The organism is Streptomyces sp. NPDC055140, assembly GCF_053607285.1.
Map to the genome: position 1 here is coordinate 23,866 of NZ_JBSGTG010000035.1, position 15,399 is coordinate 39,264.

Here is a 15,399-nt window from a genome sequence, read left to right on the forward strand (position 1 = left end):
ACCAGCCGGGCCCCCCCCGCGTCGGGCGTTTTCCGCGCCGCACACCGCCCCGGCGGGGGCCCGCCCCGGCCCCCCCCCCGGGGGTTCGGGCCCCGTCGCCGGTGCCTGGGTACGGTCCGGGTCCGCTAGAGGACCGGCGCGCCCTGCGGCTGCTGCGGGGCGATGCCCAACGCCGTCGTGTACTTCGACAAGGCCAGCTTGCCGATCGCCGGGTAGGCGCCCAGCGACTCGGCGGACGCGCAGCCCGCCTCGTTCGCCGCCGCCTCGAGGAGGCTGGCGTCTATCTCCGGGCCGATCAGGTACGGGGCGAGCGCCAGCTGCTGCGAGCCGGATCCGCGCAGCTGCTCGGCGGTCGCCGCGATGGCACCCTCCTCGTCGAGCGCGGCCGCCATGACCGGCACCGCGAGGCGCGCGGCCAGGAGCATGCCGGTGATCCCGGCCGCCTGGACGGCCTCGTCGCCGCCGACCGAGGCGAGGATGATGCCGTCGGCGGCGGTCGCCACCGTGAACAGCCGGGCGCGGTCGGCACGGGCCAGGCCCGCCTCCGACAGACGCACGTGCAGGCCCTCCGCGAGCAGCGGGTGCGGGCCGAGGACATCCGTCAGCTCGGCGGCCGTGCGGCTGTCGATCACGGCCTGCCGGATGCGGCGCGTGAGCGCGCTGTCCGGGCCCGCGAGCAGGGGCACGACCACGGCGACCGGTCCGTCGGGCTCCGCGACGTCGGCGCCCGCGGCACGGGCCTGCTCGAAACGGGCGGTGCGCTCCTTGGCGGCGCGCGAGAGCACGGCCCGCAGGGAGGGGAACTCGGCGAATGCCGAGGCCTCGGCGGCCTCCGAGTCGTCACCGTCGAGGTATCCGATGCGGGCGTCGAGGCCCGGCAGCTCGGAGCGGGCGATGCTGACGACTTCTTCGGCGAGGCTGCGCGAGGCGTTGCTGGGCGTGCCGGGCACCGCGAGGACGAGTGCGGGTGCGCCCTCGGGAGCGGCCACGGGTTCCGGGCGGCGGTGCCGACCGGGCTGACGGGGTCGCGGCATTCGTACAGGCAGGCCGGATGCAGGCCCAGTGGGGGAGCTCATGCCGCCGCATGCTACTGGCTCACGGGTCTCCCTTGTTCGGGGAGGGGGCAGCTGAGCGGTATCCGTCCGTATTTATCCTTTCGGTTACGAATGGCTCAACTGTCCAGGTCAGAAGGGGCGCGAGGGTCGCCGTCAGCGGTCGGCGGCCTCCTGAGGGACGTGGAGGAGGCGGCCGTCGCACGGCAGGCGCAGACCGTCGACAGCGAGCGCGGCGGCGATCACCAGCGCACCATGCAGGGGGTCGCCGGTCGCCGACGCCGCGCCCGCGTACGGGAGTTGCTCCGCGAGCTCGGCGCGGAGCGGGGCGAGCAGCGGTTCGCCCATCTTGAACAGGCCACCGGTGAGCGCCACTTCACTGCCGCCACCGGCCGGGCACACCGCGGCCGCCGCCTCGGCGATATGTCCGGCCGCCGCGCGCAGGATGCCGGCGGCGACGGAGTCGTGGAGTGCGGCGCGGGCCACGTCGGGCGCGAAGGCGGCGAGGACGGCGGGACGGTCCGTGCGCGGGTAGATCCGGGCCGGCAGTCCGGCCGCCGGGCCGAACCGCTCCTCGGCGAGGGAGAGCAGCGCGGCGGAGCCCCCCCGCCGCCCGTCGTACGCCCGCATCGCCGCGTCCAGGCCCGCACGCCCGATCCACGCACCGCCACCGCAGTCGCCGAGGAGATGTCCCCAGCCGTCGGCCCGGTGCCAGGAGGTGAGGTCCGTGCCGAGCGCGATCATGCCCGTGCCCGCGGCGACGACCGCGCCGGGCCGCTGGCCGAGCGCGCCCGCGTAGGCGGTGACACCGTCCGCGGCCAACGCGAGCCGCCGTACGCCCAGTTCGGCCGCGAGCGCGTCCGGGAGTTCGGCCCGTAGTCCGTCGCCGAGCGTGGCCATGCCGGCCGCGCCGACGGCGACCGCGCTCAGCCGCGGCACGCCAGGGCCGCGGTCGCCGACGCGGGCGAGCAGCTCCCGGGCCATCGGAAGCATCTGTTCGAGCAGATGCCCGGCGTCGATGCCCGCCGCGCCGGTCCGTACGGGTTCGCGGGACACCGTCGTCTCGGGGCGTGTGAGGTCCCCGGCCGACGCGAGCGCCACGCGCAGACCGGAACCGCCGGAGTCGACGCCGAGAACCCACCGGGGGTCGGCAGGATCGTCCCCGTCATGGCCCGGACCGGGCTCGGCAGCGGCGGGCTCGCGCGTCACGGCAGCCGCCAGTCCACCGGCTGCCCGCCCTGCCGCGCCAGCAGGTCGTTGGCCCGGCTGAACGGGCGTGAGCCGAAGAAACCGCGGTCGGCCGACATGGGGGAGGGGTGCGCGGACTCCACGGACGGCAGGTCGCCGAGGAGGGGCCGCAGATTGCGGGCGTCGCGGCCCCACAGGACGGACACGAGCGGACGGTCGCGCGCGGCCAGCGCCCTGATCGCCTGCTCGGTCACCTCTTCCCAGCCCTTGCCGCGGTGTGCGGCGGGGCGGCGGGGGGCTGTGGTGAGTGCCCTGTTCAGCAGGAGTACGCCCTGCCGCGTCCAGGGCGTCAGGTCACCGTTCGACGGCTGCGGCAGGCCCAGGTCCGTGTTCAGCTCGCGATAGATGTTGATGAGGCTGCCGGGCAGCGGCCGCACCTCGGGCGCGACCGAGAACGAGAGCCCGACGGCATGTCCCGGCGTGGGATAGGGGTCCTGACCGACGATCAGGACCCGCACCTCGTCGAACGGCTGCTGGAACGCGCGCAGCACGTTCGCCCCGGCCGGGAGGTAGGTGCGTCCCGCGGCGATCTCCGCGCGCAGGAACTCGCCCATGGCGGTGATCTGTCCCGCGACGGGTTCGAGGGCCTTGGCCCAGCCGGCTTCTACGATTTCGTGCAAGGGTCGTGGTGCCACGGGCGTCACCCTACTGCCGTGACGGACGGGCCGATCAACCGACCACGGCCGCTCGCACACACAGCACGTCCGGCAGATGGGAGGCCAACTGCCGCCAGCTGTCCCCGTCGTCGGCCGACGCGTACACCTCGCCGTTGCGATTGCCGAAGTAGACGCCCGCCGGGTCGGAGTCGTCCGTGCACATCGCGTCGCGCAGCACCGTCCCGTAGTGATCGCCCTCGGGGAGCCCCGCCGTCAGCGGCTCCCAGCTCCTGCCCGCGTCCTCCGTACGGAAGACGCGGCAGTGCCGCTCCGCGGGCACGCGGTCCGAGTCGGCATTGATCGGGAACACGTACGCCGTGTCCCCGCGGTGCGGATGCGCGGCCGCGGCGAAGCCGAACGTCGAGGGGAGGCCCGCCCCGATGTCGTTCCACCGCGTACCGCCGTCGTCGCTGCGGTACACGCCCCAGTGGTTCTGGAGGTAGAGGCGATCCGGGTCGGCCGCGTCCTGCGTGACCTTGTGGACGCACTGGCCGAACTCGGGGTTCGGGTCCGGCAGGAATACCGCGGAGACCCCGGAGTTGGCGGGCTCCCAGCTCTGTCCGCCGTCCCGGGTGCGGAACACCCCGGCCGTGGACACCGCGACCGTCACCGCGCGCGCGTCACGCGGATCGGTGACCACCGTGTGCAGGCCCTCACCACCGCCGCCGGGGACCCACTTCGACCGCGTCGGGTGCTCCCACAGCGGACGCACCAGGTCGAACGTCTCGCCCCGGTCCTCCGAGCGGTAGAGCGCCGCCGGCTCGGTGCCCGCGTACACCACGTCCCGCTCGGCGGCGGCCGGGTGCAGCTGCCACACGCGCTCCAGCGAGGCCCCCGTGTCCTTGGGGAACTTGACGGCGGGGTGCGACGGCTCCGTCCACGTACGGCCCAGGTCGTCGGAGTGGAAGACCGACGGACCGAAGTGCGCACTGTCCCCGCCCGCAAGGAGCCGCGGGACAGCGCCCCGCGTGTCGATCGCCACCGAGTACACGGCCTGGGAGTTGAAGTACGGGCCTTCGTCGAACTCCCACGCGCCGCCGCCCCGCCTGCGGCCGATGAAAAGTCCCTTGCGCGTGCCAACCGTCAGTAGCACTTCGGTCATGCCGGACACCTCCGAGGACGCCTTTGTCTCAGGTACGGCCCAGTCTGCACCCGACCACTGACAGTCACCCCCGGCGGCGGCATCACCGCAGGTCACACCGGCTGGGCGGCCACCTCCTCCGGCACCGGCAGCGGAAAGCGACAGGCCACCTGGTGGCCGGCCCCGCGCGGCGCCGCTGCCGGCGGCTCGACCTCGGCGCAGACGTCCTGCGCGAGTGGGCAGCGGGTGCGGAACCGGCACCCCGACGGCGGCTTCGCCGCGGACGGCGTCTCGCCCGTCAAGGGGACGGGGAACGGCCAAGTTCCGGAGTGCGACGGGGTGGCGCCCGGACGCTAGGCCGGTCGGCGAAAACAAGTCAATAGCTTCATTCGGCAACTAGTTCTTCGTTCGAAGGGCATGACCATCTTGGTTCGGCTCGGTCTAGGCTTCGATCATTCATCGAAGAAATTCATCGAACTAACGCGCCGAACGAGCTCATCGAACCCCACGCGCTGAACCAGGCAACCCAGCAACCGAGCAATCAAGAGGGCGGTATGTCCGACACACCTCAGGGCGAACCGGGGTCGGCGCAGCACATCCTGCACCTGGTCTCCTCGCGCGCAGCCACCTCCCGGGCCGACCTCGTACGGGAGCTGGGCCTCGCCCCCTCCACCGTCTCGCTGCGCGTGCAGGAACTCGTGGCCGCAGGCGTGCTCACCGAGTCCGGCGAGGGCGCCTCGCGCGGCGGACGGCGCCCCCGTCTGCTGCGCGTGCGGGCCCAGGGCGGTGTCGCGCTCGCCGCCGACCTCGGCAGCCATCACGCGCGGCTCGGAGTGGTCGGCCTCGACGGGACCGTCCTCGACGCCGTCGACCTGCCGCACGACATCACCGTGGGGCCGGAGTCGGCCGTCGACTGGCTCTGCGGTCAGGTCACCGAACTCGCCGCACGGCAGCGGGAGGCGGGCCGCACCGTGCGCGCGCTCGGCGTCGGTTTCCCCGGCCCGGTCAAGCCCGGCGAGGGCATCGTCCTGAGCCCGTCCCGCATGCCCGGCTGGCACCGTTACCCGCTGCGCGACGTCCTCGCCGAACGCCTCGGCCTGCCCGTCACCGTGGAGAACGACGCCACGATGATGGCCGTCGGCGAGCACCGCGCCGCCCGCCCCGACCTCGACCACATGGTGGTCGTGAAGGCGGGCCGCGGCATCGGCAGCGGCATCATCTCCGCGGGCCGCCCGCACGACGGAGCCAACGGCTGCGCCGGCGACATCAGCCACGTACGCGTGGAGGCCGCGCAGGACCGGCCGTGCAGCTGCGGCAACATCGGCTGCCTGGAGACGGTCGCCAGTGGCGCCGCGCTGATGCGCGAACTCGCCGGGCAGGGCGTCGAGGTGGCGTCCACCACCGAGCTCCTCCAGCTCGTCGCCGACGGCGACCCGCAGGCCACCACCCTGGTCCGCACCGCGGGCCGGCACATCGGCACGGTCCTGTCCGTCGTCGTGAACTTCTTCAACCCGCAGGCCGTGGCCCTCGGCGGCGCACTCGCCGCCGCCGAACCGCTGGTCGCCGCCGTCCGCGGAGTCCTGTACGAGCGCTGCCTGCCGCTCGCGACCGCGGACCTGGAGATCACCACGACGGTCACGGGCCCCGACGCGGGACTGCTCGGCGCGGGCCTCACAGCCCTGCGCCACAACCTCCCCACCGCACCCGTCCCCCAGGAAGAGAGCGCCTCAGCATGACCAGCACGGCCCCCGCACGCCGCCTGCGCATCGGCATCGGCGGCATCGGCATCGAGTCCTCCACGTTCTGCCCGCACCGCTCCACCACGGACGATTTCCGGCAGACCCGCGGCCAGGACCTCCTCGACCGCTACACCTGGACCCGGCCCGACTCCGACCTCGCCGACGTGGTCGAGTGGGTGCCGCTGCTGCACGCGACCTCGCTGCCCGGCGGTCCGGTCGAGGCGGAGTCCTACCTGGTCCTCAAGGACGAGCTCGTCACCCGCATACGCGAGGCGGGCCCCCTCGACGGCATGGTCTACGACATCCACGGCGCCATGAGCGTCATCGGCCTCACCGACGCCGAGGGCGACCTGACGGACGCGGTCCGCGCCGCCCTCGACGTGCACGGCACCCGTCCGCTGCTGTCCGCCGCGATGGACCTGCACGGCAATGTCTCGCGCCGCTTCGCCGGCCCCTGCGACCTGCTCACGGCCCACCGTCTCGCCCCGCACGAGGACGCCTGGGACACCCGCGAGCGCGCCGCCCGCAACCTCGTACGCTGCCTGCTCGACGGCACGCGCCCGCACCGCGCCTGGGTCCAGGTCCCCGTCCTGCTGCCCGGCGAGAAGACCAGCACCCGCCTGGAACCCGCCAAGTCCCTCTACGCCTCGCTCGCCGGCATCGAGCGGAAGGACGGCATCCTCGACGCGGCGATGTGGGTCGGCTACGCCTGGGCGGACGAGCCGCGCTGCAAGGCCGCCATCGTCGTCACCGGCGACGACGCCCAACTCGCCGCCGCGGAGGCCGAGAAGCTCGCCCGGCGGTACTGGGACGCCCGCAGGGACTTCGTCTTCGTCGGCCCGACCGGCAGCGCCGAGGAGTGCATCGAGAAGGCGGTCGCCTCCGACAGGCGCCCGTTCCTCATCAGTGACTCCGGCGACAACCCGACCGCGGGCGGCGCCGGCGACCTCGCGTACATGCTGGGCAAGCTCCTCGCCAACGACGCCATCCGCACGGGCGAGGTCACGGCCGTGCACCCCGGCATCACCGACCCGGTCGCCGTGGCCCGCTGCTTCGAGGCGGGAGTGGGCGGCGAGGTCACGCTCGGTGTCGGCGGCAAGGTCGACGCCGGTCACGGCGGACCGTACGAACTCACCGGCACCGTCACGGCGTTGCAGCGCGCCACCGAGCAGAAGGACCGGGCCGAGGGCGGCGCGTACGACCGCGGCGTCGACATGGCGGCCGTGCGCGTCGGCGGACTCACCGTCGTCCTCGTGGAGCGCCGCAAGCCCTTCCACACGCTCGCCGACTTCACGGGCCCCGCAGAGGGCGGCCTCGGCGTCGACCCGCGCACGTACGACCTGGTCGTCGTCAAGATCGGCTACCTGGAGCCCGAACTCCACGACATGGCCGCCGACTGGCTGCTCGCCCTCACCCCGGGTGGCGTCGACCAGGACCTCCTGCGCCTGGGCCATCACCGTGTCGAGCGGCCGCTGTACCCGTTCGACGACGACGCGTACGCGGACGGGGCGGGCCCCGACCTCACGGCCACGCTCCTGTAGGCGCGCTTCGGCCGGCGCGCTTCTGTGAACCGGCAGCGGACGGAGTCGCGGCGCGGCCGCTTCCGGGTGAGGCTTGAGAGGCCCGTACCGGCCGTCGACGAGCCGGTGCGCTGAACCGCGCGCTGAAGGAGACACGATGCAGCAGGACAAACAGCCCGCCTACGGCCCCGTGGTGTTCCGTGACCGGTCGGCGGGCTATGCCTTTCTGACTCGCTCGACGGCCGCCAGCGAAGAGACGATCGAGTGGGACGACGGCGAGACCTACCCCGTCGTCGACGTGGAGATCTCCTCCGAGTCGCACCCCTTCTACACGGGCAAGGCGCGGGTGGTCGACGCCGAGGGGCAGGTCGCCAAGTTCGAGAAGCGGTACGGCGAGCAGGACAAGGGCTGACCGTCCGACTGCCTGAGCGCCTGACTGCCTGAGCGCCGTACCGCCGGGGATCAGACCGAGCGCAGGTACTGGTCCGGCACGTGCACGTCCCCGCCGAGCTCACGCGCCGCCGAGCGCGCCCACGACGGGCTGCGCAGCAGCTCACGGCCGAGCAGGACGGCGTCGGCCTCGCCGTTGGCGAGGATCTTCTCGGCCTGCTCCACGTCGGTGATGAGGCCGACGGCGGCCACGGCCAGCTCCGTCTCGGCCTTCACGCGCGCGGCGAACGGAACCTGGTAGCCGGGGCCGACCGGGATGCGGACGCCGGACGCGTTGCCGCCGGTCGAGACGTCGAGCAGATCGACGCCGTGCTCCTTGAGGAGGGCGGCGAGGCGCACGGTCTCCTCGGGCGTCCAGCCGTTCTCCTCCAGCCAGTCGGTGGCGGAGATACGGAAGAAGAGGGGCTTGTCGTCGGGCCACACCTCGCGCACCGCGTCGACGACCTCGAGGGCGAAGCGCACCCGGTTGTCGAAGGAGCCGCCGTACTCGTCCGTGCGGACGTTGGAGTGCGGCGAGAGGAACTGGCCGATCAGGTAGCCGTGCGCGCCGTGGATCTCGGCGACCTCGAAGCCCGCGTCCAGGGCGCGGCGGGCGCCGTCGGCGAACTGGGCGACGATCTCGCGGATCCGCTCCACGGTGAGCTCGGCCGGGGCGGGGTGCTTGTCGTCGAAGGCGAGCGGGCTCGGCGCGACCGAGTCCCAGCCGTGCGCGTCGGCGCCGACGGGGCCGCCGCCCTTCCAGGGCCGGTCGGTCGACGCCTTGCGGCCCGCGTGCCCGAGCTGGATGCCCGGGACGGTGCCGTGCGCCTTGAGGAAGGCGGTGATCCGGCGGAACGCCTCGACCTGCGTGTCGTTCCAGATCCCGAGGTCGTACGGGCTGATGCGGCCCTCGGGGCTGACACCGGTGGCCTCGACGATGATGAGGCCCGTGCCGCCGGCGGCACGGGCGGCGTAGTGCGCGAAGTGCCAGTCGTTCGGGGCGCCGGTGTCCGGGCCCTCGGGAGCGGCGCTGTACTGGCACATCGGCGGCATCCAGACCCGGTTGGGGATGGTCAGCGACCGAAGGGTGTAGGGCTCGAACAGCGCGCTCACGGCAGACTCCTATACGTTCACGACGGGCGTGGCGGGTCCTCGTACGATAGGCCTCGTAGTACGGCACCTGTCAAACTACGACGGGTCTCGTACAATGGGCGATGCAACCGCAACGCACCCGCCACCCCCATCCGCACACCGGGCCGAACGAAGTGGAGCCGCCGTGACGACCGCCGCACCGAGCAGCAGGGCGCTTGCTCATCCCACGCGTGACGAGATCCGCCTGGAGTCGGTGCTGCACGCGCTCGCCGACCCGATGCGCCTGCGGGTGGTGCGGGAGCTGGCGGAGGAGGGCGAGAACAGTGAGCTCTCCTGTTCGCACTTCGTCCTCCCGGTCACGAAGTCGACCACCACGCACCACTTCCGCGTCCTGCGCGAGAGCGGCGTGATCCGGCAGATCTACCGGGGCACCGCCAAGATGAGCGTGCTGCGCCGCGCCGACCTGGACGTGCTCTTCCCCGGCCTTCTCGACAGCGTCCTCGCGGCGGCCGCCCGGCAGGACGACCGGCTAGGCGACGGGGGATCCGACGGTGCCGGCGGCCTCGGGGGCTGAACTCCCGCTTCCCCGAAGGTGGTTGAACAGCAGGTTGAGTGTGATCGCCGTGATGCAGCCCGCGCTGATCCCGCTGTCCATGACGGTCTGGAACCAGTGGGGGAACTTGGCGTAGATCCCGGGCACGCCCACCGGAAGCACGCCGATCGCCACCGACACGGCGACAACCGTCAGGTTGTGGTTGCCGGCGAAGTCGACCCGGGCCAGCGTCCGCACGCCGCTCGCCGCGACCGTGCCGAACATGACCAGACCCGCGCCGCCGAGCACCGGCGCCGGGATCGCGGCGACGACCGCGCCCAACTTGGGCAGCAGGCCCAGCAGCACCAGGATCCCGCCCGCCGTGGCGACCACCCAGCGGCTGCGCACCCGCGTCATGCCCACGAGCCCGACGTTCTGCGCGAACGCGGTGTACGGGAACGTGTTGAACACGCCGCCGAGGACCGTGGAGAGTCCGTCCGCGCGCAGGCCGTCCGCCAGTGAGTGCGGCTGGACGGGCCGCCCCGTCATCTCGCCCACCGCGATGAAGTCGCCCGTGGTCTCGGTCATCGTCACCAGGGCCACGATCAGCATCGACACGATCGCCGCGCCGTGGAACGTCGGCGTACCGAAGTGGAACGGCGTACTGACGCCCACCCAGTGCGCGTCCCCGACACCGCCGAAGTCCGTGAAACCGGTGGGCACGGCGACGGCCGTGCCGACGACGATGCCGACGAGCACGGCGACGCGGCTCAGGAACGGCGGCGCGAACCGCTGCACCGACAGGACCACCACGAGGACGAACGCCGCCAGTGCGACGTTCTTCGGGGCGCCGAAGTCCTTCGAACCCGCGCCGCCCGCAACCCAGTTGCCCGCCACCGGCAGCAGCGAGACGCCGATGATCAGGATGACCGTGCCGGTGACCAGCGGCGGGAAGAAGCGCAGCAGCCTGCCGAAGACCGGCGCGAGCAGCATCATCGCGAGCCCGGCGACGATCACCGCCCCGTAGATCGCGGGAAGCCCGCCGCCCGTCGTGCCGATGATCACCATCGGCGAGACGGCGGCGAACGTACAGCCCTGGACGATCGGCAGCCGGACGCCGAACCGCCACACCCCGATGCACTGGATGAGCGTCGCGATGCCGCACACCAGCAGGTCCGCGGTGATGAGATACGCGAGGTCGGCGGGCGACAGGTTCATCGCGCCGCCCACGATCAGCGGCACGGCCACCGCGCCCGCGTACATGGCGAGCACGTGCTGAAGCCCGAACGCGGCCAGCTGCCGCACGGGCGGCACCTCGTCGACGGGGTGGACGGGCGGTGGGGCGGCCGGGGCTGCCATGGGCACTCCAAGGGGATGTCGGAACGCGAACGTGGGTGCGGGGGCGGGGTGGACAGCACGAGACCGTAGGGGGCTTAAACGATTTGTTGATTTCGCGTCTGTTGCCGGGATGTGTCGCGCCTCCCGGGCGTCCTGCGTCGACGCTTATCGCTGTTCAGCCGCTACGTCGTCCCGTCGCGGGCCGCCGCCAGCAGGCCCGCCCAGTCCGGGATCTTCACCGGGCCGCGCCCCAGGGACCGGCCCAGCTCCGCCTCCGCGCGCTCGATCGCGAGCCACCCGGACCACTCGACGGCCGCGCAGCCCGCCGCGCGAAGCTCGCGGAGCGCGTCACCGGGAACGTCCCGGGCGGCCAGCGCGGCGGCGTCGTCGAGCAGTGACCGCGCGGTCTCCTTGGCGCACGGGCGGTTGGTGCCGATCACGCCCGTCGGGCCGCGCTTGATCCAGCCCGCGACGTACTCGCCGGGCGAGACCTCGCCCGCCCGCAGGATGCGTCCCTCGTGATGCGGCACGGTTGCGGTGGCCGCGTCGAACGGCAGCCCGTCCAGGGGCACTCCGCGGTATCCCACCGACCGCAGGACGAGCTGCGCGTCGATGTCGTCGAACCGGCCGGTGCCGCTCACGCCGCCCGAGCCGTCCGGCGCGGTGTGCTCGAACCGCACGCCCGACACCCGGCCCGCCGCCCCCTCCAGGAGCGCCACCGGCCGCTGGAAGAAACGCAGATGGATGCGGCGGGGGAGACCCGGCGAGGGGCGCTCGGCCCAGCCGCGCAGCACCTCGACGTTCCGCCGGTTCGCCGCCGGCAGTCCCGCGGGGTCGAGATAAGCGGGATCGAGCGCCAACTCGGCCGGATCCACGACCACTTCGACCCCGGGAAGCGTGCCGAGCTCTCGCAGCTCCTTGGTCGTGAAGCGTGCCTGCGAGGGGCCGCGCCGCCCCACCATGTACACGTCCCGCACCCGGCTGTCGGCCAGTGCGCCGAGCGCCGCCTGCGGCATGTCGGTGGGCGCCAGCTCGGCCGCGCCGCGGGCCAGGATCCGGGTGACGTCCACGGCGACGTTCCCCACGCCGATGACGACGGCCGACTCCACGTCCCGTACGAACGCCTCGGCCACCGCGTCGGGATGCGCGCTGTACCAGGAGACGAAGTCGGTCGCCGACCAGCTGCCCGGCAGCTCCTCGCCCGGTACGCCCAGATGGCGGTCGGTGGCGGCGCCCACGCAGTACACGACCGCGTGGTACATCTCCAGGAGCCGGTCGGGCGGCAGACCGGGGCCGATCTCGACGCCGCCGACGAAGCGGACGCGCTCGTGCTCCAGGACCGTGCGCAGATTGTTCTGCAGCGACTTGATCTTCTCGTGGTCCGGTGCCACGCCGTAGCGCACCAGGCCGTACGGGCAGGGAAGCCGGTCCAGGACATCCACATGGACGTCCGGCACCCGCTCCTGCTGGACCAGGCTCTGCGCGGTGTACACCCCGCTCGGACCCGACCCCACAACGGCGACGCGCAGCACGGCGGACTCCTTCCGCAGGCCGACGGACTTCCAGCATGACACCGAGAGGGCCGGGCCGGGAGGGTATGACGCGCACGGAGCTCACCCGCCGGGCGTCACGACATCTTCCGCATGCGCCCGATCTCGGCCGTCTGCTGCGCGATCACGTCGTTCGCCATCTCCTCGATCTGGACGTTGTTCCCCCCGGACAGCACGTCCGTCGCCATGGTGACCGCCCCGGTGTGATGCGTGATCATCAGCTTCAGGAAGAGCTCGTCGAAGGCCGCGCCGTGCGCCGCGCGCAATGTCTTCAGCTGTGCCTCGGTCGCCATTCCCGGCATCGCCTCGTGCTCGTGGTGCCCGCCGCTCTCGCGTTCCCTGCCATGGGAGTTGAGCCAGCCCTCCATGGCCCCGACCTCCGGGCCCTGCGCCGCGGCGATGCGCTCCGCGAGCCGCTTGACCTGGCCCGACTCGGCCCGCTTCGGGGCGAGTTCGGTCATCTGGAGGGCCTGCGTGTGATGCGCGATCATCATCTGCACGTAGCTGAAGTCGGCCGAGTTGGGACTGTCGTCCGGCTTGCGCTTCTGCGCGTCCTCGGTCGACAGCGTCTCGGCGCCCTCGCCCGGCTTGCCCGGCGCGATCACCGAAGGCCCGGGCTGCGCACGGGAGTTGGCGTCAGCACCCCCGCCGTCCGACGTCGCGTCACAGCCGCCGAGTACGAGCGCGGCGACCGCGACCGTCAACGGCAGAACAACTTTCATGACGAGTACGTTGCCATCTGTTGATCTGTGCATGATGAAGACGATACTCGTGGGGGTCCGTGCTCCGCTCCCGCATGAACGGGGGAAGCGGGGAAGTCATCGACGAGGGAGACAGCAGTGACCCTGTTGAACGAGTCCCGAACGCGCCGCAGACGCCTGGGAGTTGCCGCGACCGCGGCCGGGCTGCTGGCCGCGCTGCTCATGGCCGGTCCGGCGGCGGCGACCCCCGACCCGGGCGACGCCCCGGCCAAGGCCGAGCGGCTCTCGAAGAGCACGGCGGCCGACACCCGGGCGGCGATCGCGAACGGCGACATACCCGCCCAGGACGAGGTCGTCCACTCCGACAACATCGAACATCTTGCCAACATCCCCAAGGACGTGCTGCCCGGCATCAACTCGGACCTCGCGTTCCAGGGCAAGTACGCCTTCGCGGGCAACTACGACGGCTTCCGCATCTTCGACCTCAGCAACCCGAAGGCCCCGAAGACCGTCGCGCAGGTCCTGTGCCCCGGATCGCAGAACGACATCTCCGTCTCCGGTGACCTGCTCTTCCTGTCGACAGACTCGTCGCGCAGCGACAACTCCTGTGCCAGCACCACGCAGCCCGCCACGGAGAAGTCCTCCTGGGAGGGCATGAAGGTCTTCGACATCAGCGACAAGAAGAACCCGAAGTACGTCGCAGCCGTCGAGACCGCCTGCGGCTCCCACACGCACACGCTGGTCCCGGAGAAGAAGAACGTCTACGTGTACGTCTCCTCGTACTCGCCGAGCGCGACGTTCCCGGACTGCCAGCCGCCGCACGACGGGATCTCCGTCATCAAGGTGCCGCGCAAGGCGCCCGAGAAGGCCGCGATGGTCAACTTCCCCGTCCTGTTCCCCGGTGAGGGACCCGACGGCGGCGGCAACCCCGGCGGGCCCACCAACCCGGGCGTCTCCAAGACCACCGGCTGCCACGACATCACGGTCCTGCCCTCGAAGGACCTGGCCGCCGGCGCCTGCATGGGCGACGGCATCCTGTTCTCCATCAAGGACCCCGAGAACCCGAAGGTCATCGACCAGGTCGAGGACAACACCAACTTCGCGTTCTGGCACTCGGCGACGTTCAACCAGAAAGCCGACAAGGTCGTCTTCACGGACGAGCTGGGCGGCGGCGGGGCGGCCACCTGCAACGAGGCCGTCGGGCCGAACCGCGGCGCCGACGGCATCTACGCCATCGTCGGCAAGGGCGACCACCGCAAGCTGGTCTTCAAGAACTACTTCAAGATCCCCCGCCACCAGGCGGACACCGAGAACTGCGTGGCCCACAACGGCTCGCTGATCCCCGTCAAGGGCAAGGACATCATGGTCCAGGCCTGGTACCAGGGCGGCGTCTCGGTCTGGGACTTCACCGACTCCTCGAAGCCCAAGGAGATCGGCTACTTCGAGCGCGGTCCGCTCACCACGGACACCCTCCAGGTGGGCGGTTCCTGGTCCGCGTACTACTACAACGGCTACATCTACTCGAACGACATCGCCAAGGGCTTCGACGTCCTGAAGCTCAGCGACCGGCGCACCGACCCGGCCGCGCGGGTCCGCGTGGGCGAGCTGAACGTCCAGACGCAGCCGGACTACTTCGACTGAGAGCCGTTCGACCGGGACCCGGGACCGCCGGGCTCGAAGTACTGGGAGAAGTCCGGGGCACTCCCCGGGCTTCTCCCGCCGGGCGCCGCGTCGTCCGGCGGGGTTCCGAGCTCCCACGCGAGCCCGTACCGGGCGAACAGCTCCGCCCGAAGGGCCGGCAACGGCATCGGCGCCCCCGGGACCAGCGCCGCGAACACCGCCCCCATCAGCTGGGAGCGCAGCAGCGGATAGTCGCGCTCGACGCTGAGCGAGCCGTTCCGCAGGACGGTGTCGCGCAGCAGCGCGGCGAGCCGCTGCTGCTCGGGGCACTCCACGAAGCCCTCGGCCTGGAGGATCCCCGCCATGTGCGTCCGCATGAGGACGGGGTGGTCGACGGCCAGGCCAAGGATCGCGTCGACGGCCCGTGCCAGCCGCTCCGGCCCGTCCTCGGTGTGCGGCTCGCGCTCCAGTGCCGCCTCCAGCGTCCGGTGCATCAGCCGGTGCACCGCGGACTGGAGCAGCTGCCGCTTGCCGGGGAAGTAGTACGACACCAGGCCCCGCGCCGAGCCGGCGCGGTCCGCGATGTCGCCGAGTGTCGTCGCGTCGTACCCGCGCTCCCCGACGAGCTCGACCGTCGCCTGCAGAAGTCGCTCGCGGGATCGCCGTCGCAACTCCTCGTTGACCGATGCGCTGCGCGGGGACATCCTGTAACTCCTGCGTTGACTGGCTCTTGGCCAGTATACTCAGCGCGTCCCTGACAGAGGCCCCTTTGCGGAACCTCTGGCCTGGGCTCCTGGGCGTATCCGGCGACGCGGGGGATCGTCGGATACGCCCGCCCGGT

The 15,399-nt window shown here is 72.2% G+C and carries 14 protein-coding genes and 1 pseudogene; 5 read left to right on the plus strand and 10 right to left on the minus strand.

What is annotated here, in order from left to right:
* Positions 1 to 125: 125 nt before the first annotated feature.
* The 5 genes and pseudogenes from ACWFR4_RS40675 to ACWFR4_RS40695 form a co-directional block, all read right to left on the minus strand.
* Complete coding sequence (locus tag ACWFR4_RS40675) at positions 126 to 1,076, minus strand: sirohydrochlorin chelatase (protein ID WP_116500265.1); 951 nt, start codon at positions 1,074 to 1,076, stop codon at positions 126 to 128.
* 132 nt (positions 1,077 to 1,208) lie between these two features.
* On the minus strand, positions 1,209 to 2,261 hold the full coding sequence (locus tag ACWFR4_RS40680) for an N-acetylglucosamine kinase (RefSeq protein ID WP_453656639.1): 1,053 nt from the start codon (positions 2,259 to 2,261) through the stop codon (positions 1,209 to 1,211).
* Positions 2,258 to 2,935, minus strand: a complete 678-nt coding sequence (locus ACWFR4_RS40685; RefSeq protein ID WP_453467155.1) for a uracil-DNA glycosylase — start codon at positions 2,933 to 2,935, stop codon at positions 2,258 to 2,260. Before ACWFR4_RS40685 ends, ACWFR4_RS40680 begins: the two co-directional genes overlap by 4 nt.
* Before the next feature lie 34 nt (positions 2,936 to 2,969).
* Entirely contained in the window at positions 2,970 to 4,058 is a 1,089-nt protein-coding gene (locus ACWFR4_RS40690; RefSeq protein WP_453467157.1) for a WD40/YVTN/BNR-like repeat-containing protein, read from the minus strand.
* Between the two features lie 92 nt (positions 4,059 to 4,150).
* Positions 4,151 to 4,366, minus strand: a pseudogene (locus tag ACWFR4_RS40695) (oligopeptide/dipeptide ABC transporter ATP-binding protein); the annotation flags it as partial.
* A 225-nt stretch (positions 4,367 to 4,591) separates the two neighbouring features.
* Between ACWFR4_RS40695 and ACWFR4_RS40700 the strand changes: the two are divergent.
* The 3 genes from ACWFR4_RS40700 (at position 4,592) to ACWFR4_RS40710 (ending at position 7,708) form a co-directional block, all read left to right on the plus strand.
* Entirely contained in the window at positions 4,592 to 5,773 is a 1,182-nt protein-coding gene (locus tag ACWFR4_RS40700) for an ROK family protein (RefSeq protein WP_453467159.1), read from the plus strand.
* Positions 5,770 to 7,317, plus strand: coding sequence for a M81 family metallopeptidase (locus tag ACWFR4_RS40705; protein WP_453467161.1), 1,548 nt, complete (start codon positions 5,770 to 5,772; stop codon positions 7,315 to 7,317). Before ACWFR4_RS40700 ends, ACWFR4_RS40705 begins: the two co-directional genes overlap by 4 nt.
* A gap of 136 nt (positions 7,318 to 7,453) precedes the next feature.
* Positions 7,454 to 7,708 (plus strand): type B 50S ribosomal protein L31, encoded by a 255-nt coding sequence (locus tag ACWFR4_RS40710; protein WP_116500281.1) that lies wholly within the window; start codon positions 7,454 to 7,456, stop codon positions 7,706 to 7,708.
* A 50-nt stretch (positions 7,709 to 7,758) separates the two neighbouring features.
* Here the strand turns inward: ACWFR4_RS40710 and ACWFR4_RS40715 are convergent, their stop codons facing one another.
* Positions 7,759 to 8,838, minus strand: a complete 1,080-nt coding sequence (locus tag ACWFR4_RS40715) for an NADH:flavin oxidoreductase/NADH oxidase (protein WP_453467163.1) — start codon at positions 8,836 to 8,838, stop codon at positions 7,759 to 7,761.
* A gap of 163 nt (positions 8,839 to 9,001) precedes the next feature.
* On the opposite strand from ACWFR4_RS40715, the gene ACWFR4_RS40720 reads away from it, so the two are divergent.
* Positions 9,002 to 9,391, plus strand: coding sequence for an ArsR/SmtB family transcription factor (locus ACWFR4_RS40720; RefSeq protein ID WP_453467165.1), 390 nt, complete (start codon positions 9,002 to 9,004; stop codon positions 9,389 to 9,391).
* Here ACWFR4_RS40720 and ACWFR4_RS40725 read toward each other — a convergent pair.
* From ACWFR4_RS40725 to ACWFR4_RS40735, 3 genes are all read right to left on the minus strand, one after another.
* A complete protein-coding gene (locus ACWFR4_RS40725) occupies positions 9,347 to 10,708 on the minus strand; it encodes a nucleobase:cation symporter-2 family protein (RefSeq protein ID WP_453467167.1) in 1,362 nt (453 codons plus the stop codon). The two genes, ACWFR4_RS40720 and ACWFR4_RS40725, sit on opposite strands and share 45 nt — an antisense overlap.
* A gap of 161 nt (positions 10,709 to 10,869) precedes the next feature.
* Positions 10,870 to 12,219 carry an FAD-dependent oxidoreductase gene (locus ACWFR4_RS40730; RefSeq protein ID WP_453656640.1) on the minus strand — a complete coding sequence of 450 codons (1,350 nt, stop codon included), beginning with the start codon at positions 12,217 to 12,219 and terminating at the stop codon, positions 10,870 to 10,872.
* Between the two features lie 95 nt (positions 12,220 to 12,314).
* Positions 12,315 to 12,959 (minus strand): DUF305 domain-containing protein, encoded by a 645-nt coding sequence (locus ACWFR4_RS40735; protein ID WP_453467171.1) that lies wholly within the window; start codon positions 12,957 to 12,959, stop codon positions 12,315 to 12,317.
* Positions 12,960 to 13,076: 117 nt separating this feature from the next.
* Between ACWFR4_RS40735 and ACWFR4_RS40740 the strand changes: the two genes are divergently transcribed.
* Positions 13,077 to 14,579, plus strand: coding sequence for an LVIVD repeat-containing protein (locus tag ACWFR4_RS40740; RefSeq protein ID WP_453467173.1), 1,503 nt, complete (start codon positions 13,077 to 13,079; stop codon positions 14,577 to 14,579).
* On the opposite strand, the gene ACWFR4_RS40745 is transcribed toward ACWFR4_RS40740, so the two are convergent.
* A complete protein-coding gene (locus tag ACWFR4_RS40745) occupies positions 14,567 to 15,262 on the minus strand; it encodes a TetR/AcrR family transcriptional regulator (RefSeq protein ID WP_453467175.1) in 696 nt (231 codons plus the stop codon). The two genes, ACWFR4_RS40740 and ACWFR4_RS40745, sit on opposite strands and share 13 nt — an antisense overlap.
* Between the last annotated feature and the right edge of the window lie 137 nt (positions 15,263 to 15,399).

What these genes read in the sequence shown, in the direction of transcription:
- ACWFR4_RS40675 (WP_116500265.1), bottom strand. Translation starts at nt 1,076, where the DNA reads ATGAGCTCCCCCACTGGGCCTGCATCCGGCCTGCCTGTACGAATGCCG.
- ACWFR4_RS40690 (WP_453467157.1), bottom strand. Translation starts at nt 4,058, where the DNA reads ATGACCGAAGTGCTACTGACGGTTGGCACGCGCAAGGGACTTTTCATC.
- ACWFR4_RS40700 (WP_453467159.1), top strand. Translation starts at nt 4,592, where the DNA reads ATGTCCGACACACCTCAGGGCGAACCGGGGTCGGCGCAGCACATCCTG.
- ACWFR4_RS40705 (WP_453467161.1), top strand. Translation starts at nt 5,770, where the DNA reads ATGACCAGCACGGCCCCCGCACGCCGCCTGCGCATCGGCATCGGCGGC.
- ACWFR4_RS40710 (WP_116500281.1), top strand. Translation starts at nt 7,454, where the DNA reads ATGCAGCAGGACAAACAGCCCGCCTACGGCCCCGTGGTGTTCCGTGAC.
- ACWFR4_RS40725 (WP_453467167.1), bottom strand. Translation starts at nt 10,708, where the DNA reads ATGGCAGCCCCGGCCGCCCCACCGCCCGTCCACCCCGTCGACGAGGTG.
- ACWFR4_RS40735 (WP_453467171.1), bottom strand. Translation starts at nt 12,959, where the DNA reads ATGAAAGTTGTTCTGCCGTTGACGGTCGCGGTCGCCGCGCTCGTACTC.
- ACWFR4_RS40745 (WP_453467175.1), bottom strand. Translation starts at nt 15,262, where the DNA reads ATGTCCCCGCGCAGCGCATCGGTCAACGAGGAGTTGCGACGGCGATCC.